The organism is Methylobacterium jeotgali (assembly GCF_022179345.1).
Classification (GTDB): Bacteria; Pseudomonadota; Alphaproteobacteria; order Rhizobiales; family Beijerinckiaceae; genus Methylobacterium; species Methylobacterium jeotgali.
This window is the reverse complement of the sequence record NZ_BPQR01000001.1, coordinates 1-26,569: the sequence shown is the minus strand read 5'-3', so window position 1 is coordinate 26,569 and position 26,569 is coordinate 1. Positions and strand designations below refer to the sequence as shown.

The window sequence follows — 26,569 nt, the reverse complement described above, 5'->3', positions numbered from 1 at the left end:
CGCAGCGCCCTGCCATGCGGCGGGCCCGGCCCTTCCTTCCGGCCTCCCTGCGCCGGAGGCAAGGGGTAAGCGACGGGAACGGTGAACGCCGCCCGCCGAAGCGCTACTCGGCCGCCTGCCGCTCCTCGTAGCCGAGGCGCTGGTTCAGCTCGCCGATCAGCCGGATGGCGGCGTCCGCGATGACGGTTCCGGGGGGGAAGATCGCCGAGGCGCCGGCGGCGTAGAGCGCCTCGTGGTCACCCGGCGGGATGACGCCGCCGACCGCGATCATCACGTCGTCGCGGCCGGCCTCGCGCAGCGCCGCCTTCAGCTCGGGCACAAGCGTCAGGTGGCCGGCGGCGAGCGAGGAGACGCCGACGATGTGGGCGTCGTTCTCCACCGCCTGCCGCGCCGCCTCGGCCGGCGTGGCGAAGAGCGGCCCGATATCCACGTCGAAGCCGAGATCGGCGAAGGCCGAGGCGATGACCTTCTGGCCGCGGTCGTGCCCGTCCTGGCCCATCTTGGCGACCAGGATGCGCGGGCGGCGCCCGTCGTTCTCCTCGAAGGCTTCGACAAGCCTGCGCACCTCCTCGACCACCGGCGACATGCCTCCGACCTCCCGCTTGTAGACCCCCGAGATCGAGCGGATCTCCGCCCGGTGCCGGCCCCAGGCCCGCTCCATCGCTTCGGATATCTCGCCGACCGTGGCCTTGGCCCGCGCCGCGTTCACGGCGAGCGCGAGCAGGTTCTCCTTGGTGTCGGCGGCAGCGGTCAGCGCGTCGAGACGGCTGCGGACCTCGGCCTCGTCGCGCTCGGCGCGCAAGCGTTTCAGCTTGTCGATCTGGAGCGAGCGCACGTTGCCGTTGTCGACGCGAAGCAGCTCGACGGTGCGGTCGTCCTCCGGGCGGTACTTGTTGACGCCGACGATGGTCTGGCGGCCGGAATCGATGCGGGCCTGGGCGCGGGCGGCCGCCTCCTCGATCCGGAGCTTCGGGATGCCCGCCTCGATCGCCTTGGCCATGCCGCCGAGGCTGTCGACCTCGCGGATGTGCTCCCAGGCGCGGGCGACGATGTCGGCGGTCAGCCGCTCGACGTAGTAGGAGCCGCCCCAGGGATCGGCGATGCGGGTGGTACCGCTCTCCTGCTGGAGGAAGAGCTGCGTGTTGCGGGCGATGCGCGCCGAGAAGTCCGTCGGCAGGGCCAGCGCCTCGTCGAGCGCGTTGGTGTGCAGCGACTGGGTGCCGCCCTGCGTCGCCGCCATCGCCTCGATGCAGGTGCGGGTGACGTTGTTGAACACGTCCTGCGCGGTGAGCGACCAGCCGCTCGTCTGCGAATGGGTGCGCAGCGGCAGCGACTTGTCGGACTTCGGATCGAAGCCCTTCACGAGCTTCGCCCAGATGAGGCGCGCGGCGCGCATCTTGGCGACTTCCATGAAGAAGTTCGTCGAGATCGCCCAGAAGAAGGACAGGCGCGGCGCGAACTGATCGATGGTGAGCCCGGCGGCGAGCCCCGCCTTGATGTACTCGACGCCGTCGGCGAGCGTGTAGGCGAGCTCGAGGTCGTTCGTCGCACCGGCCTCCTGCATATGGTAGCCGGAGATCGAGATGGAGTTGAACTTCGGCATGTTCGCCGAGGTGTAGGCGAAGATGTCCGAGATGATCCGCATCGACCCCTTGGGCGGGTAGATGTAGGTGTTGCGGACCATGAACTCCTTGAGGATGTCGTTCTGGATGGTGCCGGCGAGCTTCTGCGGCGGCACCCCCTGCTCCTCGGCCGCGACGATGTAGAGGGCGAGGATCGGCAGCACCGCGCCGTTCATCGTCATCGACACGGTCATCTCGTCCAGCGGAATGCCGGCGAAGAGCGTGCGCATGTCGTAGATCGAGTCGATCGCCACACCCGCCATGCCGACATCGCCCGAGACGCGCGGGTGGTCGGAGTCGTAGCCCCGGTGGGTGGCGAGATCGAAGGCGACCGAGAGCCCCTTCTGCCCGGCGGCGAGGTTGCGCCGGTAGAAGGCGTTCGAATCCTCCGCCGTGGAGAAGCCGGCATACTGCCGGATCGTCCAGGGCTGCGTGACGTACATCGTCGGGTAGGGTCCGCGCAGGTAGGGCGCCAAGCCGGGATAGGTGTCGAGGAACTCGAGGCCCTCGCGGTCGCGGGCGTCGTAGCGGGCCTTCACCGGGATGCCCTCGGGGGTCATCCAGGGCTCCGAGGCGGGCGGCGCGGCGGCGACGGGCGGAGGCGCCCAGGCGAGAGTCGTGAAATCCGGAATCCGAGACATGGTGGCGGCCTCTCTAGGGGCGCTTGTCCGGACTCGTTGGCCGGTCCGGTGGCCGCATTATAGGCATGGCGCCGGGCGGTGCTACTCCACCGCTCCGCCGTGCCGCCCGAGCCCCGGTTCCGGCGGAAGAATCTTACCTTGGGATGGCGCCTCGATGATCGCACGACGCAGGATGCCCGAGGCGGCGCCCCCGACCGAGACGGTCCGCCGATCGTGACGTCGTTCGGAAAGCGGCTGCGGCGCTGGCTCTATCTCGGCCATCGCTGGCTCGGGATCGTCACCTGCCTGTTCTTCGCGGTGTGGTTCGTCTCCGGCGTGGTGATGATGTACGTGGGCTTCCCGCGGCTCACCGAGACGGAGCGCCGCGCGGCGCTGCCGCCGGTCGCCTGGGACCGGGTGGCCTTGGAGCCGGAGGCCGCCCTCGCGCGGGTCGGCACCGAGCCCGGAGTGCTGCGGCGGCTCGACCTGTCGATGCTCGATGACGAGCCCGTGTACCGGATCGTCTCCCGCGAGGGCCGCCTCACGACGCTCTCGGCCGTCGACGGCAGCCTCGTCGGCCCGGTCTCCGCCGAGCGGGCGCTCGCGGTGGCGCGCCATCACCCGGCAACTCGGGAGCCGGACGTGCTGGGACTGATCGAGCGCGACCAGTGGAGCGTGCCGCAGCGCTTCGATCCGCTGCGACCGTTCCATCTCGTCGCGCTGGGCGACCCGGCGGACACGCGTCTCTACGTCTCGGCCGTCACCGGCGAGATCGCCCTCGACACCACCTCGCGGGAGCGGTTCTGGAACTGGCTCGGCGCGGTGCCGCACTGGATCTACTTCACGCCGCTGCGGGCGCAGGTGGATCTCTGGCGCGAGGTGGTGCTGTGGCTCTCCGGCGTCGCCGTCGTCGGCGCCCTCACCGGCGCCGTGGTCGGCGTGCTGCGGGTGCGCCTGCGGCGCCGTTATGGCGGCGGCAAGGTCACGCCCTACCGGGGCTGGATGGCCTGGCACCATCTCGGCGGCCTCGTCGCGGGCGCGACGCTCCTCACCTTCATCGCCAGCGGCTGGCTCTCGATGAACCCCAACCGTTGGTTCTCGCCCCGCGAGCCCGACCGCGCCGCCCTCGACCGATATCAGGGACCGCCGGGCGCCCCGCCGCCGCTCGACCGCGCGGCGCTCGCCGCCGCCTGCCCCGGTGCCGTGCAGGCCCGGTTCTCGCGCCTCGACGGGCAGCCTGACGTCCTGCTCGCCTGCCCCGATGGGCGCACGCTCCCGTGCTGCGGGCCCCGGATCGGCCGGATGGAGGAGCGGATCGCCGCAGCCGCCGCGCGGCTGATTCCGGATGCGCCGCCGCCCCGGATCGCGCGTCTCGAGACCGAGGACCTCTACTGGTACGGGCACCATCAGGAGCGCCAGCTTCCGGTGCTGCGGGCCGTGTTCTCCGATCCGGCGGAGACCTGGTTCCACATCGATCCCGACACCGGCGAGATCATGAACCGCACCGATCGCTCGAACCGGATCTACCGCTGGCTGTTCACCGGCCTGCACAGCTTCGATTTCGGTCCGCTGATCCGCAACCGCCCCGCGTGGGACCTGCTCGTGATCGCCCTCTCCCTCGGGGGGCTGATCGTCTCGGTGTCGGGCATCGTCGTCGGTTGGAGGCGTCTCGGCATCAAGATGCACCGCCGCGACCCGAGAGGCTGGCGACCCCGGTAGGGCTCGAACCTATGACCTGCCGCTTAGAAGGCGGCCCAGGGAAATTTCTAAGCTATTGCTGTCGTTGAGATATCAGAAACGTTGTCGTTCCCGTGTTGCGTTGCTGTTGCGGGCTTCGCGACGCCGAGCACCGAAACTTCGCCTGCCGTGATTGCCCGACGATCCGTTCGGCCGGCATCGAAAAGATGCCCGTAGACTCGCTGGGTGAATTCCGGCGACTCGTGCCCGGCCCACTCGGAAACCTGCTTCAGGGCTGCGCCCTCGTCGATCCATAGGCTGACGGCGAAGTGCCGGAATCTGTGGGCCGTCCATCTCGGCGTGCCGTCCTCGGCGACGATGCCTAGAGCGATCTGGAGCGGGCCCAACTGCCTGTTGGCGATATTCGGATATGGCTGACGCTGGCTGGGGCAGCCGTCATCGTCTTCGCTTTCTACCTCGGCGCGGTGGTAGGCGTGCAACGATGGCCCTACGAGGTGAAGGAGACGCTCGTGTTCACGCCGGTCGTCCCGGCCGGCGCCGCTTTCAGGATGGGGCGTGTCATCGACTATCAGGACGACTGCGAACTGAACTACGACCGGCGGCTCCAGAGCGACACGCCGGACGCGAAGGGCGACATCCGCCGGGAGGTGCTGCCCGAGATCAACTTCCAGAACCCGCCGATGGATCTCGACGGCAAGCTCTGGGAGGTCAGCGTGCCGATCCCCGACGACTTCCCATGCGGGCCGGCGCGCATCATCGACTCGCCGACCGCGGCCTGCAACTGGTTCCGGCGGTTGTTCTGGCGCCAGCGTCGGTCGGACGCCGTGACGAGCTTCACGGTTCTGTGTCCGCCGTCGTAAGCCAAGCGGTCGCCCGTCACGCCACGAGGTGCCAGCCCTGCTCGATATTCGAGACATGGTGAAGCTGGGCTTCCAAGCTGTTTGCGATGGAGAGCGCGATCTCGGCGCGGCTCGCACCGTGACCGAGCGCATCCTGCCAATGCCGGAGCCCATCGGCATCAGGCGTCCGCCCAAGCGCTCCGTCGTAGAGGCTCGTGAGGAAGGCGTTGTCGGTCGGGGCCCCGAAATGGGCGGCGTATTCCGGCGCGGCGAGGATCGCCCGTGCGACGCCGGCTTCGCTCAGGTGGCCATCCTTGATCTCCTGCGACCAGAGCAGGAGCCCGTCCCTGTCGGGGGCCCGGTCGAGCAGCCCGTAGTAGAGCCGCGCCACCTCGGAGACGACGGGATCGGGCGCGAACACGCCTTTCGCCAGGGCCGGCGCGTCCTGGGCGATGTTCTCCGCCGAAAGTGCGAAGGCGAAGGCGGCCTCCGGGCGAGATAGACCGTGGGAGAGCGCGTCGAGCCAGTGGGCGCGGCCGTCCTCGTCCGCGGTACGGCCGAGGACGGTGCCGTAGAGCTCGTTCACGAAGTCGGCGTCGGTGGGCGCGGCGGGGCGGCCATGCGCGGCGATGTACTCGCCCGAGCCGAGGATGTCGCGGGCAACCGCGACGAGGCTCTGGCCGTGGGCCAGCGCATCGAGCCAGTGAGCGTAGCCGAGCGGGTCCGGCGCCCGCCCGAGGAGCCCCTCGTAGAGCTCGTAGACCTGACCTGCCGGCCCCGAGGCGTCGGTCACCGTCGTGCCGAACACGGGCTTGTTGGCCTCGCTGGTCGGGACGGCCGACACCGTGAAGGTGACGGTCAGGGTCACGTCGGCGAGCGCGCCCGAGTAGCCGCTCGCGTTCGACTGGGTGGGATGCAGGACGATCGTCTCGGAGAAGCTGCCGGCCGCCGAGGTGTCGGCGCTGAGGGTGAGCGTCTCCGCGAGGCTGCCGCCGCCGAGGCGGTAGAGCGCCGTGCTGGTGAAGTCGACGCCCGTGCCGAAGGAGTCGAAGGCGCCCGACAGGGTGTTCGCGCCGGTGCCGCCGGTGTTGACGACGCCGATCGTGACCGGCCCGAAGGCGGCGCCGACCGCGAGCGTGCCGAGATCGAGGCTGTAGCTCGTCGCGCCCGTGGCGCCGAAGGTGCCCGCGCCCGAGACCTTCAGCAGGCCGGCGCCCGCCGGGGTGCCGGCGATGGGGTCGGCGTTCGCCACGATGGAGCGGGCGGTTCCCGCCGCGAGCCCGTACCCGCTCGGCGCCGTGATCGAGAGGCCGAGCGACTTGTCGGTCACGCCGACGATGTCGGGCGCGGCGATCGTCACCGTGGTGCTGGTCTCGCCCGCGGCGAGCGTCACGGTGCCGGTCGGCGCGCTGCCGCCGAAGTCGGCGCCGGTGTAGGTGCGTCCGTTCGGGTCCGGCGCCAGGGCATAGGTGACCGTGACCGCGCTCGAGGCGTCGCCCGTGCGGAAGATGCGGAATTGGACCGGCGTCGTCGCGCCGTTGCTCTCGACGAGGCTCGCCGCGACCGGCGCGATGCCGATGAGGTTGGCGGTAGCGGCCGGCGCATCCGGCGCCTTCTCCACCGGGACGGTCACGACGCCGGCGTCGAGCCCGCGCTTGGCGCCCTCGATGAAGCTGCGGTCGCCGGTGAGGAGATAGTCCAGGGCCGCGTTGTCGCGCAGGGTCGGATCGGTGATGCCGGCGGCCGTCGCGAGCGCGCGGGCGCTCTCGACCACGTCCGTCGGGAAGCTGTTGATGGACACCGGGGCAGCGGGGAAGGGCCGCACCGTGAAGGTGTCGGTGGTCTCGCCGGGCTTGTAGTCGAGGAGCGACTCGGACTGCGCGATGCGCCAGCTATCGGCGTAGGTCGTGAGCAGGACCTCCGGGGTCGGCGCCCGGCCGAGGCTGGTCCCGTCGCGCAGCGAGAACTCGTTGTCGCGCGATCCGTCGAGGTTGCCGAGCAGCCCCGCGATCGTTCCGGCGGCGCGAGTTTCCGCCGGGGCAAACGAGACGCTCATGGTGTTGTAGGCGGCCAGATGCGCCGTGACGACGTCGCCGTCGCGCGTGGTGATCTCGTTCGTGTAGAGGTCGATCCGGCGGATGGTGCCGCCGTCGAGGCTGATGACGTCGCCGACGCGCATCGGCGTCACGACGCCGTCGATGCTGATGGCCCGGCCCTCGGCCGGGATGTCGTAGTGCGGGTCGCGGGTCGCGTCGAAGGTCACGCGGTGGCTGCCGAGACGCAGCCCGATCTCGTTGAGGGCGCTGGCGTATTCGGAGACGGCGACCGCACGCCCCTGCAGCGTGAAGGCCGGGCCTGACGTGGCCGTGGCGATGACGAACTCGCCGACCGCCTGGAGGTCGTAGTTCAGCCCGTCGAACGTCTTGTAGTGCACGTCGCCCCATCCGCCGCCGGTCGGGCGACCGGGCGGAGGCGGCGGGGGAGGCGGCGGGCCGTCACCGCCGCCGCCGGGGGGCGGAGGAGGAGGCGGCGGCGGGGGAGGCGGCGGCGGCGGCGGAGGCGGAGGGGGTGGCGGGGGCGGCGAGGCCGCGATCGTGTAGGACTGCCCGACGGCGCCGCCGGCCTCGTAGTAGATCCCGTAGGAGGTCAGCACGTCGAGGCGCCCGTCGCCGTTGACGTCGCCGATGGCGAGCTTGTTGCTGCTGCTGCCGGTCGCCGTCGTCTGCGCGATCAGGATCGGGCTCTCGAAGGTCCCGCCGCCGAGGTTGCGCACGACCCGGAGTTCGCCGTCGAGCTGCAGGACGTCCAGGGTGCCGTTCCGGTCGATGTCGACGAGCGCGATGTCGGAGAGGTAGGAGGAGGTGCTGATGGCGGCGACCGACCGCGCGGCGCCGAAGGTGCCGTCACCGTTGCCGGGCAGGTAGCCGATCGAGCCGCCCGCCTGCTGATACTGGTTCTGTCCGATGTTCTCCTGACGGTTCGTCAGGTAGACGAGGTCGGCGATGCCGTCGCCGGTGACGTCGCCGACCGCGAAGGCGGTGACGCTCTCAAGCCGCGGGTCCGAGACCGCCGCCGCGACGGTGGTCGGCGCGGTGAAGCTGCCGTCGCCTCGGCCGAGGGCGACCGAGATCGAGGTGGCGTCGGTGAAGGGATCGCGGAAGATCGCGTCGAGGCGCCCGTCGCCGTTGATGTCGGCGAGCTGGAGCAGCCGGCCCCTCGCCGCCGCGGTGCCGATGGCCGCGCCGAAGGTGCCATCGCCGTTGCCGAGATAGGTGGTGATCCCGCTGTCGCCGAGCGCAACAAGGTCGAGCTTGCCGTCCCCGTTGACGTCCCGGGCGACGAGGCCGCCATAGGCCTGGGCGCCAAGGGTGGGGGCCTGCTTGAGATAGTTGGGGCCGACGAAGACACCGGAGTCGCCGGCGGGATCGCCGAGCCGGATCTCGATCCCGCTGCGGTCGCCGCCGATGGCGACGTCGAGGTTGCCGTCCCGGTTGAAGTCGCCGGCGGCGATGGTCGCGCCGTAGTTCGCGCGGTAGCTGATCCCCGTGGGGAAGTTCCCGCGGCCGTCGCCGTCGGCGATGAAGACGCCGCCGCCGCCCTCCACCCCCGCGATGTCGAGCTTGCCGTCCGGGCCGAAGCTGCCGTCGGCGCGGGGCCGCGAGAAGTCGCCGAGGGCGAAGGCGTAGCTAACGGTGCTGTCGGGGACGCCCGTGGCGAGAAGGCCCGCGACCGCCTGCCCGTTGTTGTCGGTCACCGTCGCGTTGGAGGCGTAGTCGAGATGGAGCGTCGCCGGCAGCTGCGGATTGTAGGGCGAGCCGGTGCTGATCCGGACGATGTACTGCGACCCGTTGGAGCCCGCGAGCGGCGCGACGCTCAGGATCGAGGGGTTGACGAGGTTCGAGGCGGTCAGCGCGAAGTCCGCCCGGTCCACGCCCGTCACCGGCGCGCTGAAGGTCACGATGTAGTCGTGCAGGCCCGCGCCGACGAGCTCGGGCTCGTTGTAGCGCTCGATCGTCAGGGTGGTCATCGCGCTTGAGCCCCTCTTCACCCGCAGTCCGGGTCCGGTCCGCGGGCAAGCTAGAGGGAGGCGGGATCGGTTCGGGCCACCCGTTCGGGTAGGGCCGGCGGCAAAATTTAAGCGCTCGGTAATCTTCCGCGGCCGCTGGATCGGGCTCGCCGGCGCCGCGCCTTCGCGCACCTACCCGAACGGGTAGGGAAGATGGTCCCCCGAGCCCTTAAGCTCGCGCTTCCTGCGCGCTCGCGTGCCGGCCCGATCCACGTCACGCCGGGGTCTCCCGCCTTGCCGCCCGCTTCGCCGCCCTTCCCGACATCGGATGCCTCGGAGCCGACCCCCGACGACGGCGGCGACGCGCTCCCGGTAGCCGGGCTGCCGCCGCCCGATCTGACCTGCTATCGGCTGGAGCCCGACGCGCCCCGGATCGTGCCGGGCGTGCCCGGCCGCGCCTGGATGGAGGCGACGCAGGACCGGTTCGCGTTCCGCTGCACGCCGCTCACCATCGCCAACGCCAGCGGCTGGGAGCTGCTCTCGCCGGTCTCGTTCCAGGCGTTCTGGGACGGCGGCCCGGGGCTCGAGGCCATCACCATCGCCTCCGACGAGGACCCGGCTCGGGTCGCCCGCTTCGTGGTCTCGCATTTCGGGGCCGGGGTGCTGACCTTCCATACCGGGCACCTGTTCCGCACGCCGCCGGGCTGGGCGCTCTGGTGCCGCGGGTCGCCGAACACGGTGAAGGACGCGATCGTGCCCCTCGACGGGCTCGTCGAGACCGATTGGCTGCCCTTCACCTTCACCATGAACTGGCGCTTCACCCGCCGCCGGACGGTCCGCTTCGCCCGCGGCGAGCCGTTCTGCTTCGTCAGCCTGTTCCCGCACGGGGCCGTCGACGCCGTCGCGCCGGTGCTGGCCGACATCGCCGAGGCGCCCGAGCTCAAGGCCGCGCACGACGCCTGGGCACGGGAGCGGGCCTCCTTCAACGAGCGCCTCTGGCAGCGCGAGGCCGGCGCCGTCGAGCAGGGCTGGGAGAAGCGCTACGTCCGCGGGGCGTCCGATGCGGCCGGCGCCTCGCCCTTCCACCGCAGCAAGCGCCGGCTGCGCAGCCCGAAGCCCGCCAGCGGCTGATCCGTCAGCCGCCGAGGTCGCGCAGGATGCCGGTGGCGATGCGCACGAGGTCGGCCTGCCGGCGGGTGCCCGTGGCCGCGAAGGCCGCCTTGAGGTGGAACTTCACCGTGTTGACGGAGAGCCCCGTCCGTCCGGCGTAGCCCGCCAGGTCCTCGCCCGAGACGAGGGCGGCGACGAGCCGGGCGCCGGCGAGCGGCAGGTCGAGGGCCGCGATCAGGATGGCGGCCGGGTCGGCCGTCGCGCGGTCGGGGTCGGAGACGTGGACGATGAAGCGCCCGGAATGCGACGCCCGCCGCAGGACGCGCAGGGCGCAGGGCAGCATCTCGCCCGCCCGCGGCAACGAGAGGAGATGCGTGTCCTCGTGAGAGGTGGGATCGCGCAGGATCGCCGCGAGATGCCGGTTCGCCTCCGGCTCGACGGCCCTGAGGCGCCCGGCGGGCGTCAGGGTCAGCGCGTCGCCGCGGGCCAGGAGGGCGCGGGCCGCCGCGTTCGCCCGCCGCAGGACGCCGTCGGCGTCGAGGACGAGCACGGCGGTCGCCGTCGCGTCGAGGGCGGCGTCGGTGTTGGCGGCGTCGGCGGCGATCTCGAAGAAGGTCCTGCGCAGCGCCACGACCTGCGCGAGATGGGGGATGAGCCGCTCGAAGTCGCGGATCTCCGCGTCCGTGAAGGGGTCGCGCTCCGGGCCGCGGTGGACGGCGACGATGCCGAAGCGCCCGCTCTCGTTGACGATGGGCCCGCCGAGCGCCTCCCGCAGGCCAAGGGGATGGTAGTACTCGCGGATGAAGGGGAGCGCGTCGATCTCCTCGGGGGCGAACAGACGGTCGCTTGCCGCCGCCTCCCCGACCGGCAACCGTGCCATGATCGCGGGCAGTGGATCGATGTGGGCAAAGCGCGTCCTGTAGCGTTCCTGCGCCTCCCGATCGAAGGCGCCATGTCCCTGCACGACATCCGCGGCTGGATGCACGCGATCGACGTAGATGAATGCCGCGGATCGGCAGCCGAAGCGCTGTCCGAGCAGTGACAGCATGGCCGGCAAGCCATCGTCGCGGGTGACGATACTGTAGAGCGCGATCAGAAGAGGATGCTGACTGTCATGGCTGGACATAAGGATCATTGTTCTCGCTGCCGATAGCGGTCTCTACATATTCACCCCGTTCGTCGAAGGCGATGTCAAGATGCGCAGGTCCTCTATCTACGAGAAGAAACTCTACCGCGATAGATACCAGCTCAGAGATCGCCGTCGTCCCACTCTCGAAGTTGAGCGCCGTGCAGTCCTAATCGCGGCCGGGAAACTCGATGACCGGCTGCTGAACCTCTTATAGCTTTAGGCATCAACTCCTTATCCCCAGCCTGCTGAGTAGGGAGGCTCGTCACAAGGTCCATTTCTCAGGGCTATCCGGGGCGAAACCGGATCTTCCCTCGCGCACGCCGTTCTATTCATCGAGGAATTTGGCCGCGGCCGGCCAATACCGGCGATTGCCGAACAGCGGTCTCGCTTAGGCAACCCCTCGCGCTCCAGCACCACGGACACGCCGTTCCAGGTCTTGAGCATCTCCCTCGCCGCACCTCTGCCGAAAAGGGCCGCAACGATCCTCGCCTCAGTCGGATAAAGCGGCATTTCCGCTGATTCGGTCGGCGTCGAACGAGTTGGCATCTCCCTGGGGCCCTCGCGACCATGAGCACCGAGCGTAAACACGCATCCATGCTGCCGCTATCCTGCCCGCCGCGCGGCCTCTCGCGCATCCAGGCCGCGGAGTACGTCGGCATCTCCGCCTCGCTCTTCGACGAGATGGTGAACGACCGGCGGATGCCAAAGCCGCCGTGCATCAACCGCCGGAAGGTCTGGGATCGCCACGAGCTTGACGCCGCCTTCGAGGCTCTGCCCCATGACGGCGGCGACGACTCGGACGACGAGGAACTGGAGTTCGGCGCGTGAGGGCCGGACTCGATATGCCGAGAAAGCTGCCGCGGTACTGCGTCGAGGACGTCGACCGCTATGGCAAGAGCAGGATCTACCTGGGCCGAAAGGGGCAGAAGAAGACCCGGCTGAAGGGTTTGCCGTGGAGCCAGCCCTTCATGGACGCCTATCAGGCAGCGCTGGAAGGCTCCGCGGCGCCGAAGCCCGGTGTCGTGATTCCGCGCTCCTGGCGGTGGCTGTGCCACCAGTGTTTCGGCTCTGCGGCCTTCAAGGCGCTTGACGCTCACGCGACCCAGCCTCGGAGGCGGGCTGCGCTGGAGGTCACGTTCGACGAGCCGATCAAGCCCGGAACGCCCATCCTGTTCGGGGATGTGCAGGTCTCGAAGCTGACCACGGCGGCTGTCCGCGCTATGCGCGACCGCAAGGCGGCCGAGAGCAAGGACGGGGCGAACGCACGCCTGAAAGCGATCCGTGGCGTCTTCAAATGGGCGACCACACCAGGCATCGAGCTCTGCGATCACAATCCCTCGAGGGACGTGCCGCCTCTGGCAGTCGACAGCGAGGGCACCGCCCCTGGACGATCGGCGAGGTGCGCCAGTTCATCGAGAAGCACCCCTCGGATCGAAGGCCTCCCTCGCCCTCTGCCTACTCCTCTTCTGCGGCGGCCGCCGATCGGACGTCGTGCTCCTCGGCCGCCAGCATATGCAGGCCGGCTGGCTCCGCTACACCCAGCACAAGGGCCGCAACTCCAAGCCCATGAAGATGGAGATCCCTGTGCTGCCGGCGCTACAGGCGGCGATCGATGCGCACCCGAGCAGCCATCTGACCTTCCTCGTGACAGGGTACGGCAAGCCCTTCACCTCGAATGGCTTCGGGGGATGGATTAAAAAAGGGTGCGTTGAGGCAGGTTTGCCTCATTGGGCTGCGCAAGGCCGGCGCAACGTTGGCCGCAGAAAATGGCGCCACAGAGCGACAATTGATGGCGATGTTCGGCTGGCGAACATCTGCGATGGCCCAGCACTACACCCGTCCGGCAGAACGGAAGCGCCTCGCCCAGGCTGCGATGCACCTCATCGACCTAGACCGTCCCGGCCTCCCACCCCGCTGAGATGCATGTTGTCGTTGGACGCCCTGCTTGAATGCGCTGCCCTCGGCAGGACGCGAAGCGTGTTGCATCCGTGTTGCGCGGACTGGCCTGTACCTCGGCGCAGCCAATTGTAAAAACAGGGGTGTCGGTGAACCGTAGGATATGCCGACAGAGCATGTTGGCGGACACGAAAAACCCGCCAAGTCGTTGACATGGCGGGATATTCTGTGGCGACCCCGGCAGGGCTCGAACCTGCGACCTGCCGCTTAGAAGGCGGCTGCTCTATCCAGCTGAGCTACGGGGCCTGACCTCGACGGCGCAGAAGCCACGGGCGCCGCCCGCGGTCAAGCAACGCCGGCTTCGGCCGCCCCGCAGCTTTCGTTGATCGAGGGACACCGAACCCGCCGACATCCGGCCTCGGCGCAGGACCTGGGTCTGGGCAAGCTCGGCTCCGGCGCCTTACTCCGCGCCCTTCGCCTTGCGGGGCGCCCGAGGCTTCTTCGCCGGGGCGGCCGCCTCGGCCGTGACCTCCGCGGGAGCGGCGGCCTTGGCGGCGACGCTCTTGCGGCGCTGCTGCCCCAGGCCCAGCGAGCGGGCGAGCTCGGAGCGCTGCGCGGAGTAGCTCTGCGAGGTCATCGGGTAGTCCGGCGGCAGGCTCCACTTGGCCCGATACTGCTCCGGCGTCAGCCCCCGCAGGGTGAGATGCCGGCGCAGGGTCTTGTAGTGCTTCCCGTCCTCGAAGCTGATGAGGTAATCGGCCGTCACCGAGCGGCGGACCTCCTGGGCGCTGGGCTTGGGCGGCCCCGCCTCCACCGGCGCGGCCGCCGCGTGTGACAGGCTGCGGATGGCGTCATGAACATCGCCGATCAGCTTCGGCAGTTCGGCGCTCTGCACGTGATTGTTACTGACATAGGCCGAGACGAGGTCGGCCGCGAGGGTGATGAGGCGATCCTGGTCGCCCGTTGAATCGCTCATGGCTTTCGCACCGCAATCGTTGTGGGATCGCCGTGCTTGCATTGCGCAAGCTCAATCGACGGTTTCTTGTCGACAATACGAAGGAATTTAAGTCTTCCGTCAAGCGCGACGGTCGATTTCCATCGATCATCGGATCGCGGCTCGCGTTCCGAAGCATCGCCTGCGGCATGATGCGCGCTCCGCGAAACGAACGGATCGGATTGTCAGCGGCGGTCCGCGAGGCCGGGTGCGACTCGGCGGAACGGCGGAGGCAGGTCGCCGCCCTACCCCCGCGAAGGATTTCGATTCGCCGGAACGGTCCCGTTCGCGGCGGGAGCGCTCAGTCGAGGCCGAGCATCAGGCCGATGTTCTGCACGGCCGCGCCGGAGGCGCCCTTGCCGAGGTTGTCGAGGCGCGCCACGAGCACGGCCTGGGCCTGCGCGTCCGAGCCGAACACCCGCAGCTCCAGCCGGTCGGTGTCGTTGAGGGCCTCCGGCTCGATGCGCTCGCGATGGGCGCCCTCTTCCGCTCCCTTGACCACCTTCACCAGCGGCCGGTCCGCGTACCAGTCGGCGAGCGCGGCCTCGAGGTCGCCGGCGGCGGGCCGGCCGGGCAGCGTGTCGAGGTGGAGCGGGATGCTCACCAGCATGCCCTGCCGGAAGTTGCCGACCGAGGGCACGAAGATCGGCCGCCGGGTCAGACGGCTGTAGGTCTGCGTCTCCGGGACGTGCTTGTGGGCGAAGCCGAGGCCGTAGAGCTCGAAGGCCGGCGCGTCGCCCGCCTCGTAGCGTTCGATCATGCCCTTGCCGCCGCCGCTGTAGCCGCTCACCGCGTTGATGCTGACCGGTTGGTCCGCCGGGATCAGCCCGCCCGCCACGAGGGGGCGCAGGAGCGCGATGGCGCCCGTGGGGTAGCAGCCGGGATTGGCGACGCGGCGCGACCCGCGGATCGCGTCCGCCTGGCCGGCGCTGAGCTCCGCGAAGCCGTAGGTCCAGCCCTCCGCGACACGGTGGGCGGTGCTGGCATCGAGCACCCGCGGCCCGCCGTTCGGGAGGCCGTCGCAGAGCGCCACCGTCTCGCGGGCGGCGTCGTCCGGCAGGCAGAGCACCACGAGGTCGACCTCGGCGAGGAGCGCGCGCTTGGCCGCCGTGTCCTTGCGGCTCTCGTGCGGGATCGAGCGCAGAGCGACCCGCCCCTCCCCTTCCAGGCGGGCACGGATGCCGAGGCCGGTGGTGCCCGCCTCGCCGTCGATGAAAACCGTGGGCCGTGTCGTGTCGTGATCGCCAGACATCGCCGCTCGCTCCCCGAGTCCGTTCCGGCGGCGAGGTGGACGCCGGGCGTCCCCCTGTCAATGGGCCGCAGCGCAGCATGGGCTCGCTCGGCCTGTGGACCCGGAACCCGCCCGCGCACCTCCGGTTGACGGCGAAAATCGCGAACGGAGATGGACGATGACAGCGACCGCCGAGAAGTCGGACCCGAAGCTCTGGGAGAAGGTGAAGTCCCGCGTCACGAAATCGTCGAAGGGCGGCAAGCCCGGCCAGTGGTCGGCCCGCAAGGCGCAGATGGCGACGCAGGAATACAAGAAGGAAGGTGGCGGATACGAGGGCAAGAAGTCCTCGGACAACCACCTCAAGGAGTGGACCGACGAGGAGTGGGGCACGAAATCCGGCAAGGAGAGCGGCAAGACCGGCGAGCGCTACCTGCCGAAGAAGGCCCGCAAGTCGCTCTCGAAGGACGAGTACGCGCGTTCCACCGCCAAGAAGCGCGCCGACAGCGCCAAGGGCAAGCAGTTCTCGAAGCAGCCGAAGGACGTGGCGAAGAAGGCCGCCGCCGCGCGCAGGTCGGGCGCCGCGCGCCGTTCCTCCGGACCGACCAAGGCCGAGCTGATGGAGAGGGCCCGCGCCAGGAACGTGCCCGGCCGCTCGAAGATGTCGAAGGCCGAGCTGCAGAAGGCCGTCGCCTGAGTCGATCGGCCCCGGAACGAAGAAGGGCGGCCTCCTCGCGGGGCCGCCCTTCGTGTCGGATGCCGTGGAGCCGTCGGCTCAGCGCTTCGAGAACTGGAAGCTGCGGCGAGCCTTCTTGCGGCCGTACTTCTTGCGCTCCACGACGCGGGCGTCGCGGGTGAGGAAGCCTTCGCGCTTGAGGGGCGCGCGCAGCTCCGGCTCGTAGTAGGTCAGCGCCTTCGAGAGGCCGTGGCGCACGGCGCCGGCCTGACCCGAGAGACCGCCGCCGGCCACCGTGACGGTGATGTCGTACTGGTCGACGCGGTTGGCGACCTGGAGCGGCTGACGCAGGATCATGCGCAGCACGGGCCGGGCGAAGTAGGTCTCGACCGGGCGCTTGTTGATGGTGATCGTGCCGGAGCCGGGCTTGATCCAGACGCGGGCGACCGCATCCTTGCGCTTGCCGGTCGCGTAGGCGCGGCCCTGGGCATCGAGCTTCTGGACGTGGACCGGGGCGGAGTTCTCGCCCGAGCCCGCGACGTCGGACCGGTTGAGGTCGGCGAGGGACTGAAGGGTCGCCATGATCAAGCGCTCACGTTCTTGCGGTTGAGGGCGCCGACGTCGAACGTCTGCGGCTGCTGGGCTTCGTGGGGATGCGTGGCGCCCTTGTAGACGCGCAGGTTGCCCATGATCTGGCGGAAGAGCGGCCCGCGGGGCAGCATGCGCTCGACGGCCTTCTCGACCACGCGCTCGGGGAAACGACCCTCGAGGATGAACTTCGCCGAGCGCTCCTTGATGCCGCCCGGGTAGCCGGTGTGGTGGTAGTACACCTTCTGGTTATACTTGCGACCAGTGAACTTCACCTTGTCGGCATTGATGACGATGACGTTGTCGCCGCAATCGACGTGGGGCGTATAGGCGGCCTTGTGCTTGCCGCGCAGCCGCATCGCAACGATCGAGGCGAGACGGCCCACGACGAGGCCCTCCGCATCGATCAGCACCCACTTCTTGTCGACCTCGGCGGGCTTCAGCGACGTGGTCTTCATGGCCAAATCCCGTGGCGTTGGTGTCGAGAAACGAAGCGCCGCCGCGTCCGGGGACGCAGCGGCTTGCGGCGGTGTCTACGGTCCGTTGCATTCAACGTCAAGCACTTTGTGCATTCCTGAAAATGCAAAAACGCTTTTCGGGCAATAGCTTCGTATATGCGGTATCATAATACCACCGTCTTCATCGATCCGGCGGGATCGAGTAGGTGCCGGTGGCGTGGCAGACGAGATCGTTCGAGCCGGGGGCGGTGATCAGCACCTCCCCGACGGCGAGCCGTCGACCGAGCTTCAGGAGCCGCGCCTCGGCGACGAGCCCCGTCGCGCCGGGCTTGCGCAGGAAGTTGAAGCTCAGGTTCGTCGTCACGGCGAGCGCCACGGGCCCGATATTGGCGAGGATGGCCGCATAGAGGGCGATGTCGGCAAGCCCCATCATCGCCGGCCCGGAGACGGTGCCGCCGGGGCGCAGGTGCCGCTCGTGGTGGTCCAGGCGCATCCGCGCGGAGAGCGGCCCGACCGCCTCCAGATACAGGCTGCGGCCGCCATGGTGCATCTGCGGGAACTCCCGGTCGAGGAAGGCCGTGGTCTCGGCCAGATCCATAACGGGAAGGTCGGGAGGCGTGTCCGGTGGCATGGCACGCCTTGCAGCACGGGCGCGGATCGCGGACAAGTCGGCCGCCATGATGCCGACCCTCGACCGGGCGCCCGAAGGGCTGCCGACCGCCCACGACGCCTATCCGGACGCGCTGATCCGCGGCATCCTCAAGGCGTGCCGCAGCATCGCCCTGATCGGGGCCTCCGCGAACCCGGCCCGGCCGAGCTGGATCGTGCTGAAGTACCTGCGCGAGCGCGGCTACGACGTGGTTCCCGTCAATCCGGGTCTCGCGGGCCAGGAGCTTCTCGGCGCCACCGTCGTCGCCTCGCTGAGCGATCTCGGGCGGCCCGTCGACATGGTGGAGATCTTCCGCAACTCGGCCGCCGCCGGGCCGATCGTCGACGAGGCGCTGGCGCTGCCGAGCCTCCCGAAGGTGATCTGGATGCAGCTCGGCGTGCGCGACCACGCGGCCGCCGCCCGCGCCGAGGCACGGGGCGTCCAGGTGATCATGAACCGCTGCCCGAAGATCGAGTACGGCCGCCTCTCCGGCGAGATCGGCTGGACGGGCGTGAACTCGCGGATCATCAGCTCGAGGAAGCCGGTCCTCTCGACCAAGGGCATCCAGAAGCTCACCATCGAGTCGCGCGGCGGCCGGGGCTAAGGCCGATCAGGTCAGCCGGTCGGCAAGCAGGAACTGCATCGCCCGGTCGAGGCGGATCTGCGGCAGGTGACCCGGCCGGCCCAGCGCATCGGGGCGCACCAGCGGCGGCCTGAAGCGGGGGAAGCGCAGCGAGCCCGGCGCGACGCCGCCCTCCAGCACCGTCTCCGGCCGGGCTGGCAGCTCGCCGGGAAAGACGGCGGCCTCGCTCTGCCCGTCGAACACCTCGTCGCCGACGATCTCGCCCGCCTCCGGGGTACCCGCCACCGCGCGAAAGCTCTCGCCGTCCTCGTGGATCGTGGTCTCGCGGGTCGCCCGCACCGAGGCCAGCGCCACGGTGCCGACGCGGGCGCCGGCCGCCTCAGTCCGCCGCATCGCCCGCGACACCAGGAGCCGCAGCAGGGCGTCGAGCCGGTCGTGACTGGTCTGATGGAGGTGGTCGGCCTTGGTCGCGGCGAACAGCACCCGGTCGGCGCGGGGCGCGAACCAGCGGGAGAGCAGGGAGTTGCGCCCGATGTTCAGGCTGAGCAGCACCGAGTCGAGCGCCTCCTCGAGTTCTGCCAGTGCGGTCGGGCCGGCGTCGACGGCGGCGAGCACGTCCACGAGTACGATCTGCCGATCGACCCGCTGAAAGTGGTCGCGGAAGAACGGCTCCACGACCTTCGCCTTGTAGGCCTCGAAGCGCCGCTCCATCAGGCCGCCGAGCGTGCCGGGGTCGAGGGTCTCGGGCAGGTTGTCGAGAGGGGCGAAGGTGAGCGCGGGCGAGCCTTCGAGGTCGCCGGGCATCAGGAAGCGGCCGGGAGGCGTCGTCGCCACCGCCTCGGGACCGGCGCGGAGCCCGGCGAGATAGGCCTTGAAGGCCGTGCTCGCGCGCTCGGCCAGCACCTCGTCGAGAGGGGCCGCGGGGTCGAGCCCCTTCAGCAGGTCGAGCCAGGGCGCGGCGATGGCGGCGCGGCCGGCCCGGCGGGTGCCGGCGATGGTCGCCCGCGACCAGCCCGTGTAGCTCTGCTCGATGAGCGCGAGATCGAGGAGCCACTCGCCGGGATAGTCGACCACGTCGAGCATCAGCGTGCCGGGCCCGGAACGCCAGGAGTTCGCGCGCTCGTACTCGATGGCGAGGCGGAACTGGCTGATCCGATCCGTCGAGCGCGGCCAGCGGCGGGCGCCGGTCAGGGTCTCGAAATGCTCCTCGAAGGGAAAGCGCGGCACGTCGTCGTCGGGCTGCGGCACGAGGCGGGCCCGGCGCAGGCGCCCTTCGTGGGCGGGCGCGAAGGCCGGAAGGGCGTGCGTCTCGGTCAGGTGGTGGATCAGGGCCGTCGTGAACACCGTCTTGCCGGAGCGCGCGAGCCCGGTGACGCCGAGCCGCAGCGTCGGCTGCATGAGGAGATCGCTCGACGCCTCGGCGAAGGCCTTGACCGCGGAACCCGCGCGCGCGGCGAAGCTGGTGAGGGGCAAGGCGATCTCTGGGACGTGAAGACGAAGGCAGCGCTCAGGTGGCGCGCACGGGAGCTCCGCGCAAGCCTGACACTCAGGGCTGCCGGCGGGCGATGGCGGCGGCGACGAGACCGTGGGTCGCCCGGAGCGCGCCGAGCTCGACGCCGGACATCGCGACGAGGACGGGGAGCAGGTTCGGCAGGGGCGTTCCGTCCGGGGCGAAGAGCTTCAGGTCGTCGCCCGGACGCAGGCCGACGCTGCCCGCGATGCGGGCGGCGTAGTTGCCGATGCGGGTCTCGTCGTTGGAGCAGAGCGGCGGAGGCGGCGCCGAGAGATCGAGGGGCCGCACGGGGACACCCCCGGCAACGGGCGGCAGCGCGGCAGATTCCGCGAGCAGCCTGTCCGGCGAGAAGACGGTGCGGGTGACCTCGGGCGCAGCGGCGACGCGGGTGCCCGGTCCGATGCCGGCGGCGATGTCGGGCACGGCCTTCGGCACCGAGACGGCCGGGATCGGCCGGCGGCCGGCGAGACGCGCGCGGGCGGACCAGGGCTGGACCCGCAACGCAGGCCCGCTGCGGCGCGCTGCGACCACGGCCGGCCGCCGTGGGGCGCCGCCCCGGAAATGCCGGCCGAGGTAGCGGGCCCGCACCGTGCCGCCGATGCCGCGGGGTGCGAGCGCCGTCGAGACGCGCGGCGTCGGCACTCCGGATGCGGTCGCAGCGACCGGGCCGCAGGTCGCCGGCGCCCAGCGGCGAACGATGGCCAGCGCCGAGCGGCGCCCGAACTCGCGATAGTAGCGCGATAGCAGCGACACTGCAGCATCGGCCCCGTCGGCGCCCGTCGCGAAGGCCGTGTGGTCCTCGCCGTCGCCGCCGATCTCACCGTCCCAGCGGGCGCGCTTGATGCACCAGTAATTGTTGAGCCGCACGCAGCGGGCGACGAAGGACGGCTCGCTCCCCGCGAAGCGCACGATCAGCGTCAGGCTCGGTGGGGCGAGAGAGGCCCAGGCCTCCCGCCGCCAGTTCGAGACCGCCCGCGTCTGCGGCGAGTAGAAGGGGGCCGGCGCCGGCCAGCCGTTCGCGACGATCCCCGCGGCCGTGCGCGCACCGCTCTCGGCGGGCGCGAGCGCGCCGGGCAGCAGGGTCGTCGCGGCGATGAGGGCGGCGAGAAGCAACGGCGCGGCGGCGTCCGGTGGGTCAGGGGTTCAGGCGGCGCAGGACGGTCTCGTGCAGGCGCGGATCGCCGGCCGCGACGATGCGGCCGCCCTCCGTCGCCGGGCCGCCGTCCCAGGCGGTGACGACGCCGCCCGCGCCCTCGACGACGGGGATCAGGGCGACGATGTCGTAGGGCTTGAGGCCGGACTCGATCACGAGATCGATCTGGCCGGCGGCGACCATGCAGTAGGCGTAGCAGTCGGCGCCGTAGCGGGAGAGCCTGACCTCCGCCTCGACGCTCCGGAAGCGGTCCTGCTCCTCGCCCTCGGCGAAGAGGCGGGGATCGGTGGTCGAGAGGATCGCCTCGCCAAGACCGCCGCAGCGGCGCGTCCGCAGGCGGCGGGGGCCACGCGGGCCGTGAAGGGTGGCGGTGGCGCCGTCGCCGACGAAGCGCTCCCCGAGGAAGGGCTGGCTCATCACGCCGCGCACCGCCCGGCCGTGATGCGTCAGGCCGATCAGGGTGCCCCAGGTCGGCAGTCCGGCGATGAAGGCGCGGGTGCCGTCGATGGGGTCGAGCACCCAGACGCATTCGGCGTCGAGCCGCTCCGAGCCGAACTCCTCGCCGAGGATGCCGTGGTCCGGGAAGGTCGCCCGGATCAGGTTGCGCAGCACGACCTCTGCCGCCCGGTCGGCCTCCGTCACCGGATCGAACGGGGCTCCGGCGCCGGACTTGTCGTCGAGGCCGAAATGCGCCCGGAAGAAGGGCAGGATCGCCTCGCCGGACCGCGCGGCGAGGTCGTCCATGAACTGCGCGAGATCGACCACGCTCATGCTCTGCGCTCCACCGTGCCGCTCCGACAGGTCGGCCGGCGGAGCCCGACCGTCAAGCCCCGGCGGCGGCCAGGGGACGGATGGCGGAGGGCGTCGGCTCAGGCTCGGCGGGCTCGGGCAGCTCTCCGCGCCGGACGACGTGGAGCACCGCCTCCAGCGCCTCGCCGAGGGAGCCGACATGCCGGTCGGCGCCCGTGGTCTGGCGGCGCAGGAGGTCGTCGGGCCTCACGTCCTCTGCACGCCACAGGCCCATGACGATCGGCAGCGTCGGCATCCGCGCCTCGATGCGGCGCACGAGGCGGCGCAGATGGGCCGGCTCACCGGCGATGGCGAGGGAGATGACGCAGATCATCCGGGCCGGACCCGGATCGAAATCCGGGATGCGCACCCGCGCCGTGTCGGCGAAGGGCACCACGCGGGCGCCGATGCCGCGCTTGCGCAGAATCTGCGCGAGGATCGAGGCGGCGCATTGATCGACGAAGCCGCGCCCGGCGACGCAGAGCACCGCGCCTTCCGCCTGCCACGGGGCCGGCGGCGGGGCCGCCTCCTCGCCGCCCTCGGCCTTCGCGCTCTTGTCCGGGTGATCCTCCAGCTCCTCGATCAGCTCGGTGAGGCTCGCGCGGATCGCACCCTTCTGGTCGTTGGAGAGCACGCCGCGGGCGGCGTCGCGGGCGGCGAGCTCGAGCCCCTTCACCACGACCTCGTCGTAGTACCCGGTCAGCGAGCAGGTGCGGAGCATGACGTCGGCCTGCTCCTGCGCCTCCTCCGGATCGTCGGCGAGAATGCGCTGGTAGAAGTTCTCGACCGGCGTGAGGGCGGGCTTGTCGCCGAAGAGGACGTCGAGGAACTGCAGCCTCTCGACGTGGCGGCCGAGCACCACGAGGCAGACCGTCAGCGGCGTCGAGAGCAGCAGGCCGATGGGTCCCCAAAGCCAGGTCCAGAACAGCGCCGAGACGAGCACCGCGAAGGGCGAGAGCCCGGTCGAGTGCCCGTAGAGCATCGGCTCGATGACGTGCCCGGTCAGCGGCTCGATGATGAGGAACAGGATCGCGGTGGCGATCACCATGTTCCAGCCCGGATCGACCGCGGCGGCGAGCGCCAGCGGCAGCAGCGCCGACAGGAAGGCGCCGATATACGGCACGAAGCGCATCAGGGCCGAGAAGATGCCCCACAGCACCGGGTTCGGCACGCCGATGAAGTAGAGGCCGACGCCGATGACGAGGCCGAAGGCGGCGTTGAGGCCGACCTGGACGACGAAGTAGCGGCTCAGCCGCCGGGCGGCGTCGTCCATGGCGACGGTGGTGCGGTGGAGGTCGTTCGAGCCGGCGAGCCGGATCAGGCGGTCGCGCAGGTCCTCCCGCTGCATCAGGATGAACATCAGCACCACGAACATGATGCCGGCGGTGGCCAGCGGGTGGACGATCGGGGATAGGAGCGTCGTGGCGAGCTCCATCGGCCCCGGCTGCCGGTCCTTCACCTGGACGAGCAGCGCCTTCTCCTCGGGCGGCTGCGTGGGCGCCGCGTCGCTTTCCGGCGTCTTCTTCTCCTCCTGCTTCTCCGTCGTGTTGTGGAAGACGCGGCCGATACCGGCGACGTAGTCGGTGAGCTTGCCCGCCGGACTGTTCTTCAGCCCCTCCACCTTGCGCTCGATGGTGCTGCGATAGCGCGGCACGTCGCCCGCGAGGTCCGCGACCTGCACGCCGATCAGGGTACCGATGGCGACGAGGATGCCGACGGTCAGCATCACCGCGGAGAGGATCGCCGCGACTCGCGGCAGGCGGATGCGCCGCAGCAGGTTCACCAGCGGCGCGATGACGAAGGCCAGCAGCACCGCGATGGCGATGGGGATGAGGATGTCGCGGGCGAAGTAGAGCCCTGCGATGATGACCGCGACCGCGAGGATCGAGATGGCGAGGCCGGCGCCCGGCGTCTCCGCCGCCGGAACGCGGGTCGGCTGCGGCGTGGGGTAGGGATCGACCGTTCTGCTGCTCGCTGCCATGGCCCAAGGTCCTCTACGCCGCACGCCCGTGCCTGGAGACGGCCGCGGGGGCCGCCTTCGGCCTGAGCAACGATGTCGCAGGCGGTTCGATCCCTGGCCCTGAATACAAAATCGATGCGTGGCGCTCAGGCCACGAACGGGCCCAGGACGCAGCCCTTCGCTTCCAGCGCGGCGCGGACGGCGCGGGCCATCGCGACGGCGTCGGGCGTGTCCCCGTGGACGCAGACCGTCTCGATCGCGACGGGGATCGCCCGGCCCGACAGCGTGCGGACCACGCCCTCCTCCAGCATCCGAACCACCCGCGCAGCCGCCTCGGCGGGGTCGGCGATGACGGCGCCGGTCATCCCGCGGGGGGTGAGGTTCCCGTCCTCGCCGTAGGCGCGGTCCGCGTAGACCTCGCGGACGACCCGCAGGCCCGCATCGAGCCCGGCACGCTCGGAGGGCAGACCTGGCATGACCACGAGCACGAGATCGCGGTCCACCCCCCTTACCGCGCGGGCGATGGCCGCCGCGACGCCGGGCTCCGCGTTCGAGAGGTTGGCGAGCGCGCCATGAGCCTTCACGTGGGTGACGGCATGGCAAGCGAGCGCCGCGCAGCCCATCAGCGCTCCGACCTGGTAGGCGACGAGATGCTCGATCTCCTTCGCCGAGAGCGGCAGCGGGCGGCGGCCGAAGCCTTCGAGATCGCGGAAGCCCGGATGCGCGCCGAGCGCCACGCCCCGCGCCTTCGCGGCCGCCGCGGTCGCGACCATGATGCCCGGATCGCCCGCGTGGAAGCCGCAGGCGAGGTTGGCCGAGGTGACGATGTCGAGCATCGCCCCGTCGTCGCCCATGCGCCAGGGGCCGAAGCCCTCGCCGAGATCGCTGTTGAGGTCGATGCGCATCAGACCAGAACGGGTAGGGCGGCCTGCTCGGGCACGCCGAAGACGCGCTTGTAGCGCGCGATCTCGTCCGCCGGGCCGATGGCCTTGGTCGGGTTGTCGGAGATCTTCACCGCCGGGCGGCCGTTGGCGTCGAGCACCTTGCAGACGATGGAGATCGGGTCGAGCGCCCCGTCCGGCACGAGGCCGCGGAAGTCGTTGGTCAGCAGCGTGCCCCAGCCGTAGCCGAGGCGCATCCGCCCGTGGAAGCGGGCGTGGATCGTCTCGATGGCTTCGACGTCGAGCCCGTCGGAGAAGATCGCGAGCTTGGCCTGGGGGTCGCAGCCCCGCGAGCGCCACCAGGCGATGGCCTCCTCGCCACCCTCGATCGGGTCCTTGGAATCGATGCGGATGCCCGTCCATGCGGTCATCCACTCGGGCGCGCGTTCGAGGAACCCGGCCGTGCCGTAGGTATCGGGCAGGATGACGAGGAGGTTGCCGTCGTAGTCCTGCTGCCAGTCGGCGAGCACCGCATAGGGCGCGGCGGCGAGGCCTTCGTCGTCCTCGGCCAGCGCCGCGTAGACCATGGGCAACTCGTGGGCGTTCGTGCCGACCGCCTCGACCTCCCGGCGCTGGGCGATGAGGCAGTTCGAGGTGCCGAGGAAGCGCGGTCCGAGGCCCGCCAGCATCGCCTCGACGCACCAGTCCTGCCAGAGGAAGCCGTGGCGGCGGCGGGTGCCGAAATCGGCGATGGAGAGGTCGGGCAGGCGCTTCAGCCGCTCGATCTTCTCCCAGACCCGCGTCATGGCGCGGGCGTAGAGCACCTGAAGCTCGAACTTTCCGAGGTGGCGCAGCACGCCCCGCGAGCGCAGCTCGTTCAGGATGGCGAGCGCCGGCACCTCCCACAGCGTGGTCTCGACCCAGAGGCCGTGGAAGGTGAGCAGATACTGCCCGTCGCGCTTCTCGAGGTGATAGTCCGGCAGGCGGAAGCCCTCGAACCAGTCGATGAACTCGGCGGAGAACATCTGCCGGCGGCCGTAGAAGCTGTTGCCGCGCAGCCAGGTCGCCTCGCCGCGGGTGAGGCGCAGGGAGCGGGCATGGTCGAGCTGCTCGCGCAGCTCTCCCTCGTCGACGAGGTCGGCGATGCGCACCTGCCGGGAGCGGTTCTGGATGCCGAAGGTGACCTGCGTGTCCCGGTGGCGGCGCAGGATCGTCTGCGCCATCAGCAGCTTGTAGAAATCGGTGTCGAGGAGCGAGCGGACGATCGGGTCGATCTTCCAGGTGTGGTCGTAGACCCGCTTGGCGAGATCGGTCATCGGCGTCGGGCTGTCTCCGTGCGGCCGCAGAGCGCACGCCCGGCGCGGGGGAGTCAACCGCCGGGCTCGACGGGATCGCCCACGAGAAAGGGCGGCCCCGCCGGAGCCGCCCTCTCCTCTCGTCCCGCGGGATCGCTCAGGCGAGGTTGACCTTCTTGGTCTCCGTCTTCGGGGACTCGCCGGTGACCGCCGCCTTCACGTAGCCGTAGAGGTGCAGCATCGTGGAGTTGGGGCTGTCCCAGTACTCGCCGGTCTCCGGGTGGACGCGGATCAGCGCGATCTCCGGATCGTCCTTGCCCTTGGGGAACCAGGTCTTGAGGCTCTCGTGCCACTTGGCATCGATGGTGGCGCGGTCGCGCACGACCTCGGCCTTGCCGGCGACCGACACGTAGGTCTGGCTCGACGGATCGGCGTAGGCGAGGTTCACCTCGGCGTCCTTCTTGATCTCGTCGGTCTTCGGCGTGTTCGCGCGGGTGAAGAACCAGAGGTCGCCGACCTCGTCGGCCGCCCCGCTCCACATCGGGCGGCTGTAGAGCTTGCCATCCGGGTCGGCGGTGGTCAGCATCGCGACCTTGATGTCCTTGATGAGCTTGAACAGCTTTTCCGCGCCCTCGTGATCGCGGTGATTGCCCTGATGCATGAAACGACTCTCCGAACCTTGGTGCGGCCTGCGACGGCGCCCTCGGGGCGCGGCGCGGGTCCGCTGCGTCGCCTCGACAACGGACGAGCCTGGGGTTGGTTTCGGCTCCTGCACGGGGGTGCGTGGACGGCTCTCGCCCTGGCGATCATCGCGCTGGCGGGGCCCGCGCAGGCGCAGGTGCGCTTCGGGCCGGGCGTGCGGATCGGCGGGCACGACTTCTC

General features: G+C 70.5%; 22 protein-coding genes, 1 tRNA gene and 1 pseudogene. 7 read left to right on the top strand and 17 right to left on the bottom strand.

The genetic code is table 11. The annotated features are described in order from the left end of the window. Positions 1-103: 103 nt before the first annotated feature. Positions 104-2,263: a methylmalonyl-CoA mutase gene (scpA, locus tag MFF04_RS00120; protein ID WP_238273456.1), complete on the bottom strand. Its 2,160-nt coding sequence runs from the start codon at positions 2,261-2,263 to the stop codon at positions 104-106. A 213-nt stretch (positions 2,264-2,476) separates the two neighbouring features. Here scpA and MFF04_RS00115 point away from each other — a divergent pair, with 213 nt between their 5' ends. Then, on the top strand, positions 2,477-3,961 hold the full coding sequence (locus MFF04_RS00115) for a PepSY domain-containing protein (RefSeq protein WP_238273455.1): 1,485 nt from the start codon (positions 2,477-2,479) through the stop codon (positions 3,959-3,961). A 47-nt stretch (positions 3,962-4,008) separates the two neighbouring features. Here the strand turns inward: MFF04_RS00115 and MFF04_RS00110 are convergent, their stop codons facing one another. Further along, positions 4,009-4,419, bottom strand: a complete 411-nt coding sequence (locus tag MFF04_RS00110) for a site-specific integrase (RefSeq protein WP_238273454.1) — start codon at positions 4,417-4,419, stop codon at positions 4,009-4,011. On the opposite strand from MFF04_RS00110, the gene MFF04_RS00105 reads away from it, so the two are divergent. After that, positions 4,414-4,800: a hypothetical protein gene (locus MFF04_RS00105; RefSeq protein WP_238273453.1), complete on the top strand. Its 387-nt coding sequence runs from the start codon at positions 4,414-4,416 to the stop codon at positions 4,798-4,800. The genes MFF04_RS00110 and MFF04_RS00105 overlap by 6 nt on opposite strands. A 16-nt stretch (positions 4,801-4,816) precedes the next feature. On the opposite strand, the gene MFF04_RS00100 is transcribed toward MFF04_RS00105, so the two are convergent. Then, positions 4,817-8,806, bottom strand: a complete 3,990-nt coding sequence (locus tag MFF04_RS00100) for a DUF4214 domain-containing protein (RefSeq protein WP_238273452.1) — start codon at positions 8,804-8,806, stop codon at positions 4,817-4,819. 273 nt (positions 8,807-9,079) lie between these two features. On the opposite strand from MFF04_RS00100, the gene MFF04_RS00095 reads away from it, so the two are divergent. Further along, on the top strand, positions 9,080-9,916 hold the full coding sequence (locus MFF04_RS00095; RefSeq protein WP_238273451.1) for a DUF6065 family protein: 837 nt from the start codon (positions 9,080-9,082) through the stop codon (positions 9,914-9,916). A gap of 4 nt (positions 9,917-9,920) precedes the next feature. Here the strand turns inward: MFF04_RS00095 and MFF04_RS00090 are convergent, their stop codons facing one another. Next, a complete protein-coding gene (locus tag MFF04_RS00090; protein ID WP_238273450.1) occupies positions 9,921-10,943 on the bottom strand; it encodes a helix-turn-helix transcriptional regulator in 1,023 nt (340 codons plus the stop codon). 675 nt (positions 10,944-11,618) lie between these two features. Between MFF04_RS00090 and MFF04_RS00085 the strand changes: the two genes are divergently transcribed. Continuing rightward, entirely contained in the window at positions 11,619-11,852 is a 234-nt protein-coding gene (locus MFF04_RS00085; protein WP_238273449.1) for a helix-turn-helix transcriptional regulator, read from the top strand. Between the two features lie 1,297 nt (positions 11,853-13,149). On the opposite strand, the gene MFF04_RS00080 is transcribed toward MFF04_RS00085, so the two are convergent. The 3 genes from MFF04_RS00080 to argC all read right to left on the bottom strand — a co-directional run bounded on the left by MFF04_RS00080 (position 13,150) and on the right by argC (position 15,166). Then, positions 13,150-13,226, bottom strand: a tRNA-Arg gene (locus tag MFF04_RS00080). A gap of 154 nt (positions 13,227-13,380) precedes the next feature. Continuing rightward, entirely contained in the window at positions 13,381-13,896 is a 516-nt protein-coding gene (locus tag MFF04_RS00075; RefSeq protein WP_238273448.1) for a Ros/MucR family transcriptional regulator, read from the bottom strand. A gap of 319 nt (positions 13,897-14,215) precedes the next feature. Continuing rightward, entirely contained in the window at positions 14,216-15,166 is a 951-nt protein-coding gene (argC, locus tag MFF04_RS00070) for an N-acetyl-gamma-glutamyl-phosphate reductase (RefSeq protein ID WP_238273446.1), read from the bottom strand. Positions 15,167-15,323: 157 nt separating this feature from the next. Between argC and MFF04_RS00065 the strand changes: the two genes are divergently transcribed. Then, positions 15,324-15,839, top strand: coding sequence for a hypothetical protein (locus MFF04_RS00065; protein WP_238273444.1), 516 nt, complete (start codon positions 15,324-15,326; stop codon positions 15,837-15,839). Between the two features lie 78 nt (positions 15,840-15,917). Here MFF04_RS00065 and rpsI read toward each other — a convergent pair whose 3' ends face one another. The 3 genes from rpsI to MFF04_RS00050 all read right to left on the bottom strand — a co-directional run bounded on the left by rpsI (position 15,918) and on the right by MFF04_RS00050 (position 17,462). Continuing rightward, positions 15,918-16,400, bottom strand: coding sequence for a 30S ribosomal protein S9 (gene rpsI / locus MFF04_RS00060; RefSeq protein ID WP_238273443.1), 483 nt, complete (start codon positions 16,398-16,400; stop codon positions 15,918-15,920). 2 nt (positions 16,401-16,402) lie between these two features. After that, on the bottom strand, positions 16,403-16,864 hold the full coding sequence (gene rplM / locus MFF04_RS00055) for a 50S ribosomal protein L13 (protein ID WP_238273441.1): 462 nt from the start codon (positions 16,862-16,864) through the stop codon (positions 16,403-16,405). 181 nt (positions 16,865-17,045) lie between these two features. Further along, complete coding sequence (locus MFF04_RS00050) at positions 17,046-17,462, bottom strand: PaaI family thioesterase (RefSeq protein WP_238273440.1); 417 nt, start codon at positions 17,460-17,462, stop codon at positions 17,046-17,048. A 79-nt stretch (positions 17,463-17,541) separates the two neighbouring features. Here MFF04_RS00050 and MFF04_RS00045 point away from each other — a divergent pair, with 79 nt between their 5' ends. Then, positions 17,542-18,117, top strand: coding sequence for a CoA-binding protein (locus MFF04_RS00045; RefSeq protein WP_238273580.1), 576 nt, complete (start codon positions 17,542-17,544; stop codon positions 18,115-18,117). A 6-nt stretch (positions 18,118-18,123) separates the two neighbouring features. Here the strand turns inward: MFF04_RS00045 and MFF04_RS00040 are convergent, their stop codons facing one another. From MFF04_RS00040 to MFF04_RS00010, 7 genes are all read right to left on the bottom strand, one after another. Further along, complete coding sequence (locus MFF04_RS00040; protein ID WP_238273439.1) at positions 18,124-19,569, bottom strand: YcjX family GTP-binding protein; 1,446 nt, start codon at positions 19,567-19,569, stop codon at positions 18,124-18,126. Positions 19,570-19,642: 73 nt separating this feature from the next. Then, positions 19,643-20,722 carry a hypothetical protein gene (locus MFF04_RS00035; RefSeq protein WP_238273437.1) on the bottom strand — a complete coding sequence of 360 codons (1,080 nt, stop codon included), beginning with the start codon at positions 20,720-20,722 and terminating at the stop codon, positions 19,643-19,645. A 22-nt stretch (positions 20,723-20,744) separates the two neighbouring features. After that, a complete protein-coding gene (hisN, locus tag MFF04_RS00030; protein ID WP_238273435.1) occupies positions 20,745-21,533 on the bottom strand; it encodes a histidinol-phosphatase in 789 nt (262 codons plus the stop codon). 52 nt (positions 21,534-21,585) lie between these two features. Then, on the bottom strand, positions 21,586-23,532 hold the full coding sequence (locus MFF04_RS00025) for an AI-2E family transporter (protein ID WP_238273434.1): 1,947 nt from the start codon (positions 23,530-23,532) through the stop codon (positions 21,586-21,588). Positions 23,533-23,657: 125 nt separating this feature from the next. Continuing rightward, on the bottom strand, positions 23,658-24,416 hold the full coding sequence (locus MFF04_RS00020; protein ID WP_238273433.1) for a LamB/YcsF family protein: 759 nt from the start codon (positions 24,414-24,416) through the stop codon (positions 23,658-23,660). After that, positions 24,416-25,708: a nicotinate phosphoribosyltransferase gene (pncB, locus tag MFF04_RS00015; RefSeq protein ID WP_238273431.1), complete on the bottom strand. Its 1,293-nt coding sequence runs from the start codon at positions 25,706-25,708 to the stop codon at positions 24,416-24,418. Before pncB ends, MFF04_RS00020 begins: the two co-directional genes overlap by 1 nt. A gap of 136 nt (positions 25,709-25,844) precedes the next feature. Further along, positions 25,845-26,348: a pyridoxamine 5'-phosphate oxidase family protein gene (locus tag MFF04_RS00010; RefSeq protein ID WP_238273430.1), complete on the bottom strand. Its 504-nt coding sequence runs from the start codon at positions 26,346-26,348 to the stop codon at positions 25,845-25,847. A gap of 21 nt (positions 26,349-26,369) precedes the next feature. Here MFF04_RS00010 and MFF04_RS00005 point away from each other — a divergent pair. Further along, positions 26,370-26,569: pseudogene (locus MFF04_RS00005) on the top strand (hypothetical protein); the annotation flags it as partial.

Coding starts and splice junctions, on each gene's coding strand:
- MFF04_RS00025 (WP_238273434.1), bottom strand. CDS start 23,532: ATGGCAGCGAGCAGCAGAACGGTCGATCCCTACCCCACGCCGCAGCCG.
- MFF04_RS00020 (WP_238273433.1), bottom strand. CDS start 24,416: ATGCGCATCGACCTCAACAGCGATCTCGGCGAGGGCTTCGGCCCCTGG.
- MFF04_RS00065 (WP_238273444.1), top strand. CDS start 15,324: ATGACAGCGACCGCCGAGAAGTCGGACCCGAAGCTCTGGGAGAAGGTG.
- MFF04_RS00075 (WP_238273448.1), bottom strand. CDS start 13,896: ATGAGCGATTCAACGGGCGACCAGGATCGCCTCATCACCCTCGCGGCC.
- hisN (WP_238273435.1), bottom strand. CDS start 21,533: ATGAGCGTGGTCGATCTCGCGCAGTTCATGGACGACCTCGCCGCGCGG.
- scpA (WP_238273456.1), bottom strand. CDS start 2,263: ATGTCTCGGATTCCGGATTTCACGACTCTCGCCTGGGCGCCTCCGCCC.
- rpsI (WP_238273443.1), bottom strand. CDS start 16,400: ATGGCGACCCTTCAGTCCCTCGCCGACCTCAACCGGTCCGACGTCGCG.
- MFF04_RS00045 (WP_238273580.1), top strand. CDS start 17,542: ATGATGCCGACCCTCGACCGGGCGCCCGAAGGGCTGCCGACCGCCCAC.
- MFF04_RS00100 (WP_238273452.1), bottom strand. CDS start 8,806: ATGACCACCCTGACGATCGAGCGCTACAACGAGCCCGAGCTCGTCGGC.
- MFF04_RS00010 (WP_238273430.1), bottom strand. CDS start 26,348: ATGCATCAGGGCAATCACCGCGATCACGAGGGCGCGGAAAAGCTGTTC.
- MFF04_RS00090 (WP_238273450.1), bottom strand. CDS start 10,943: ATGCTGTCACTGCTCGGACAGCGCTTCGGCTGCCGATCCGCGGCATTC.
- MFF04_RS00050 (WP_238273440.1), bottom strand. CDS start 17,462: ATGGATCTGGCCGAGACCACGGCCTTCCTCGACCGGGAGTTCCCGCAG.
- MFF04_RS00085 (WP_238273449.1), top strand. CDS start 11,619: ATGCTGCCGCTATCCTGCCCGCCGCGCGGCCTCTCGCGCATCCAGGCC.
- argC (WP_238273446.1), bottom strand. CDS start 15,166: ATGTCTGGCGATCACGACACGACACGGCCCACGGTTTTCATCGACGGC.
- pncB (WP_238273431.1), bottom strand. CDS start 25,708: ATGACCGATCTCGCCAAGCGGGTCTACGACCACACCTGGAAGATCGAC.
- rplM (WP_238273441.1), bottom strand. CDS start 16,864: ATGAAGACCACGTCGCTGAAGCCCGCCGAGGTCGACAAGAAGTGGGTG.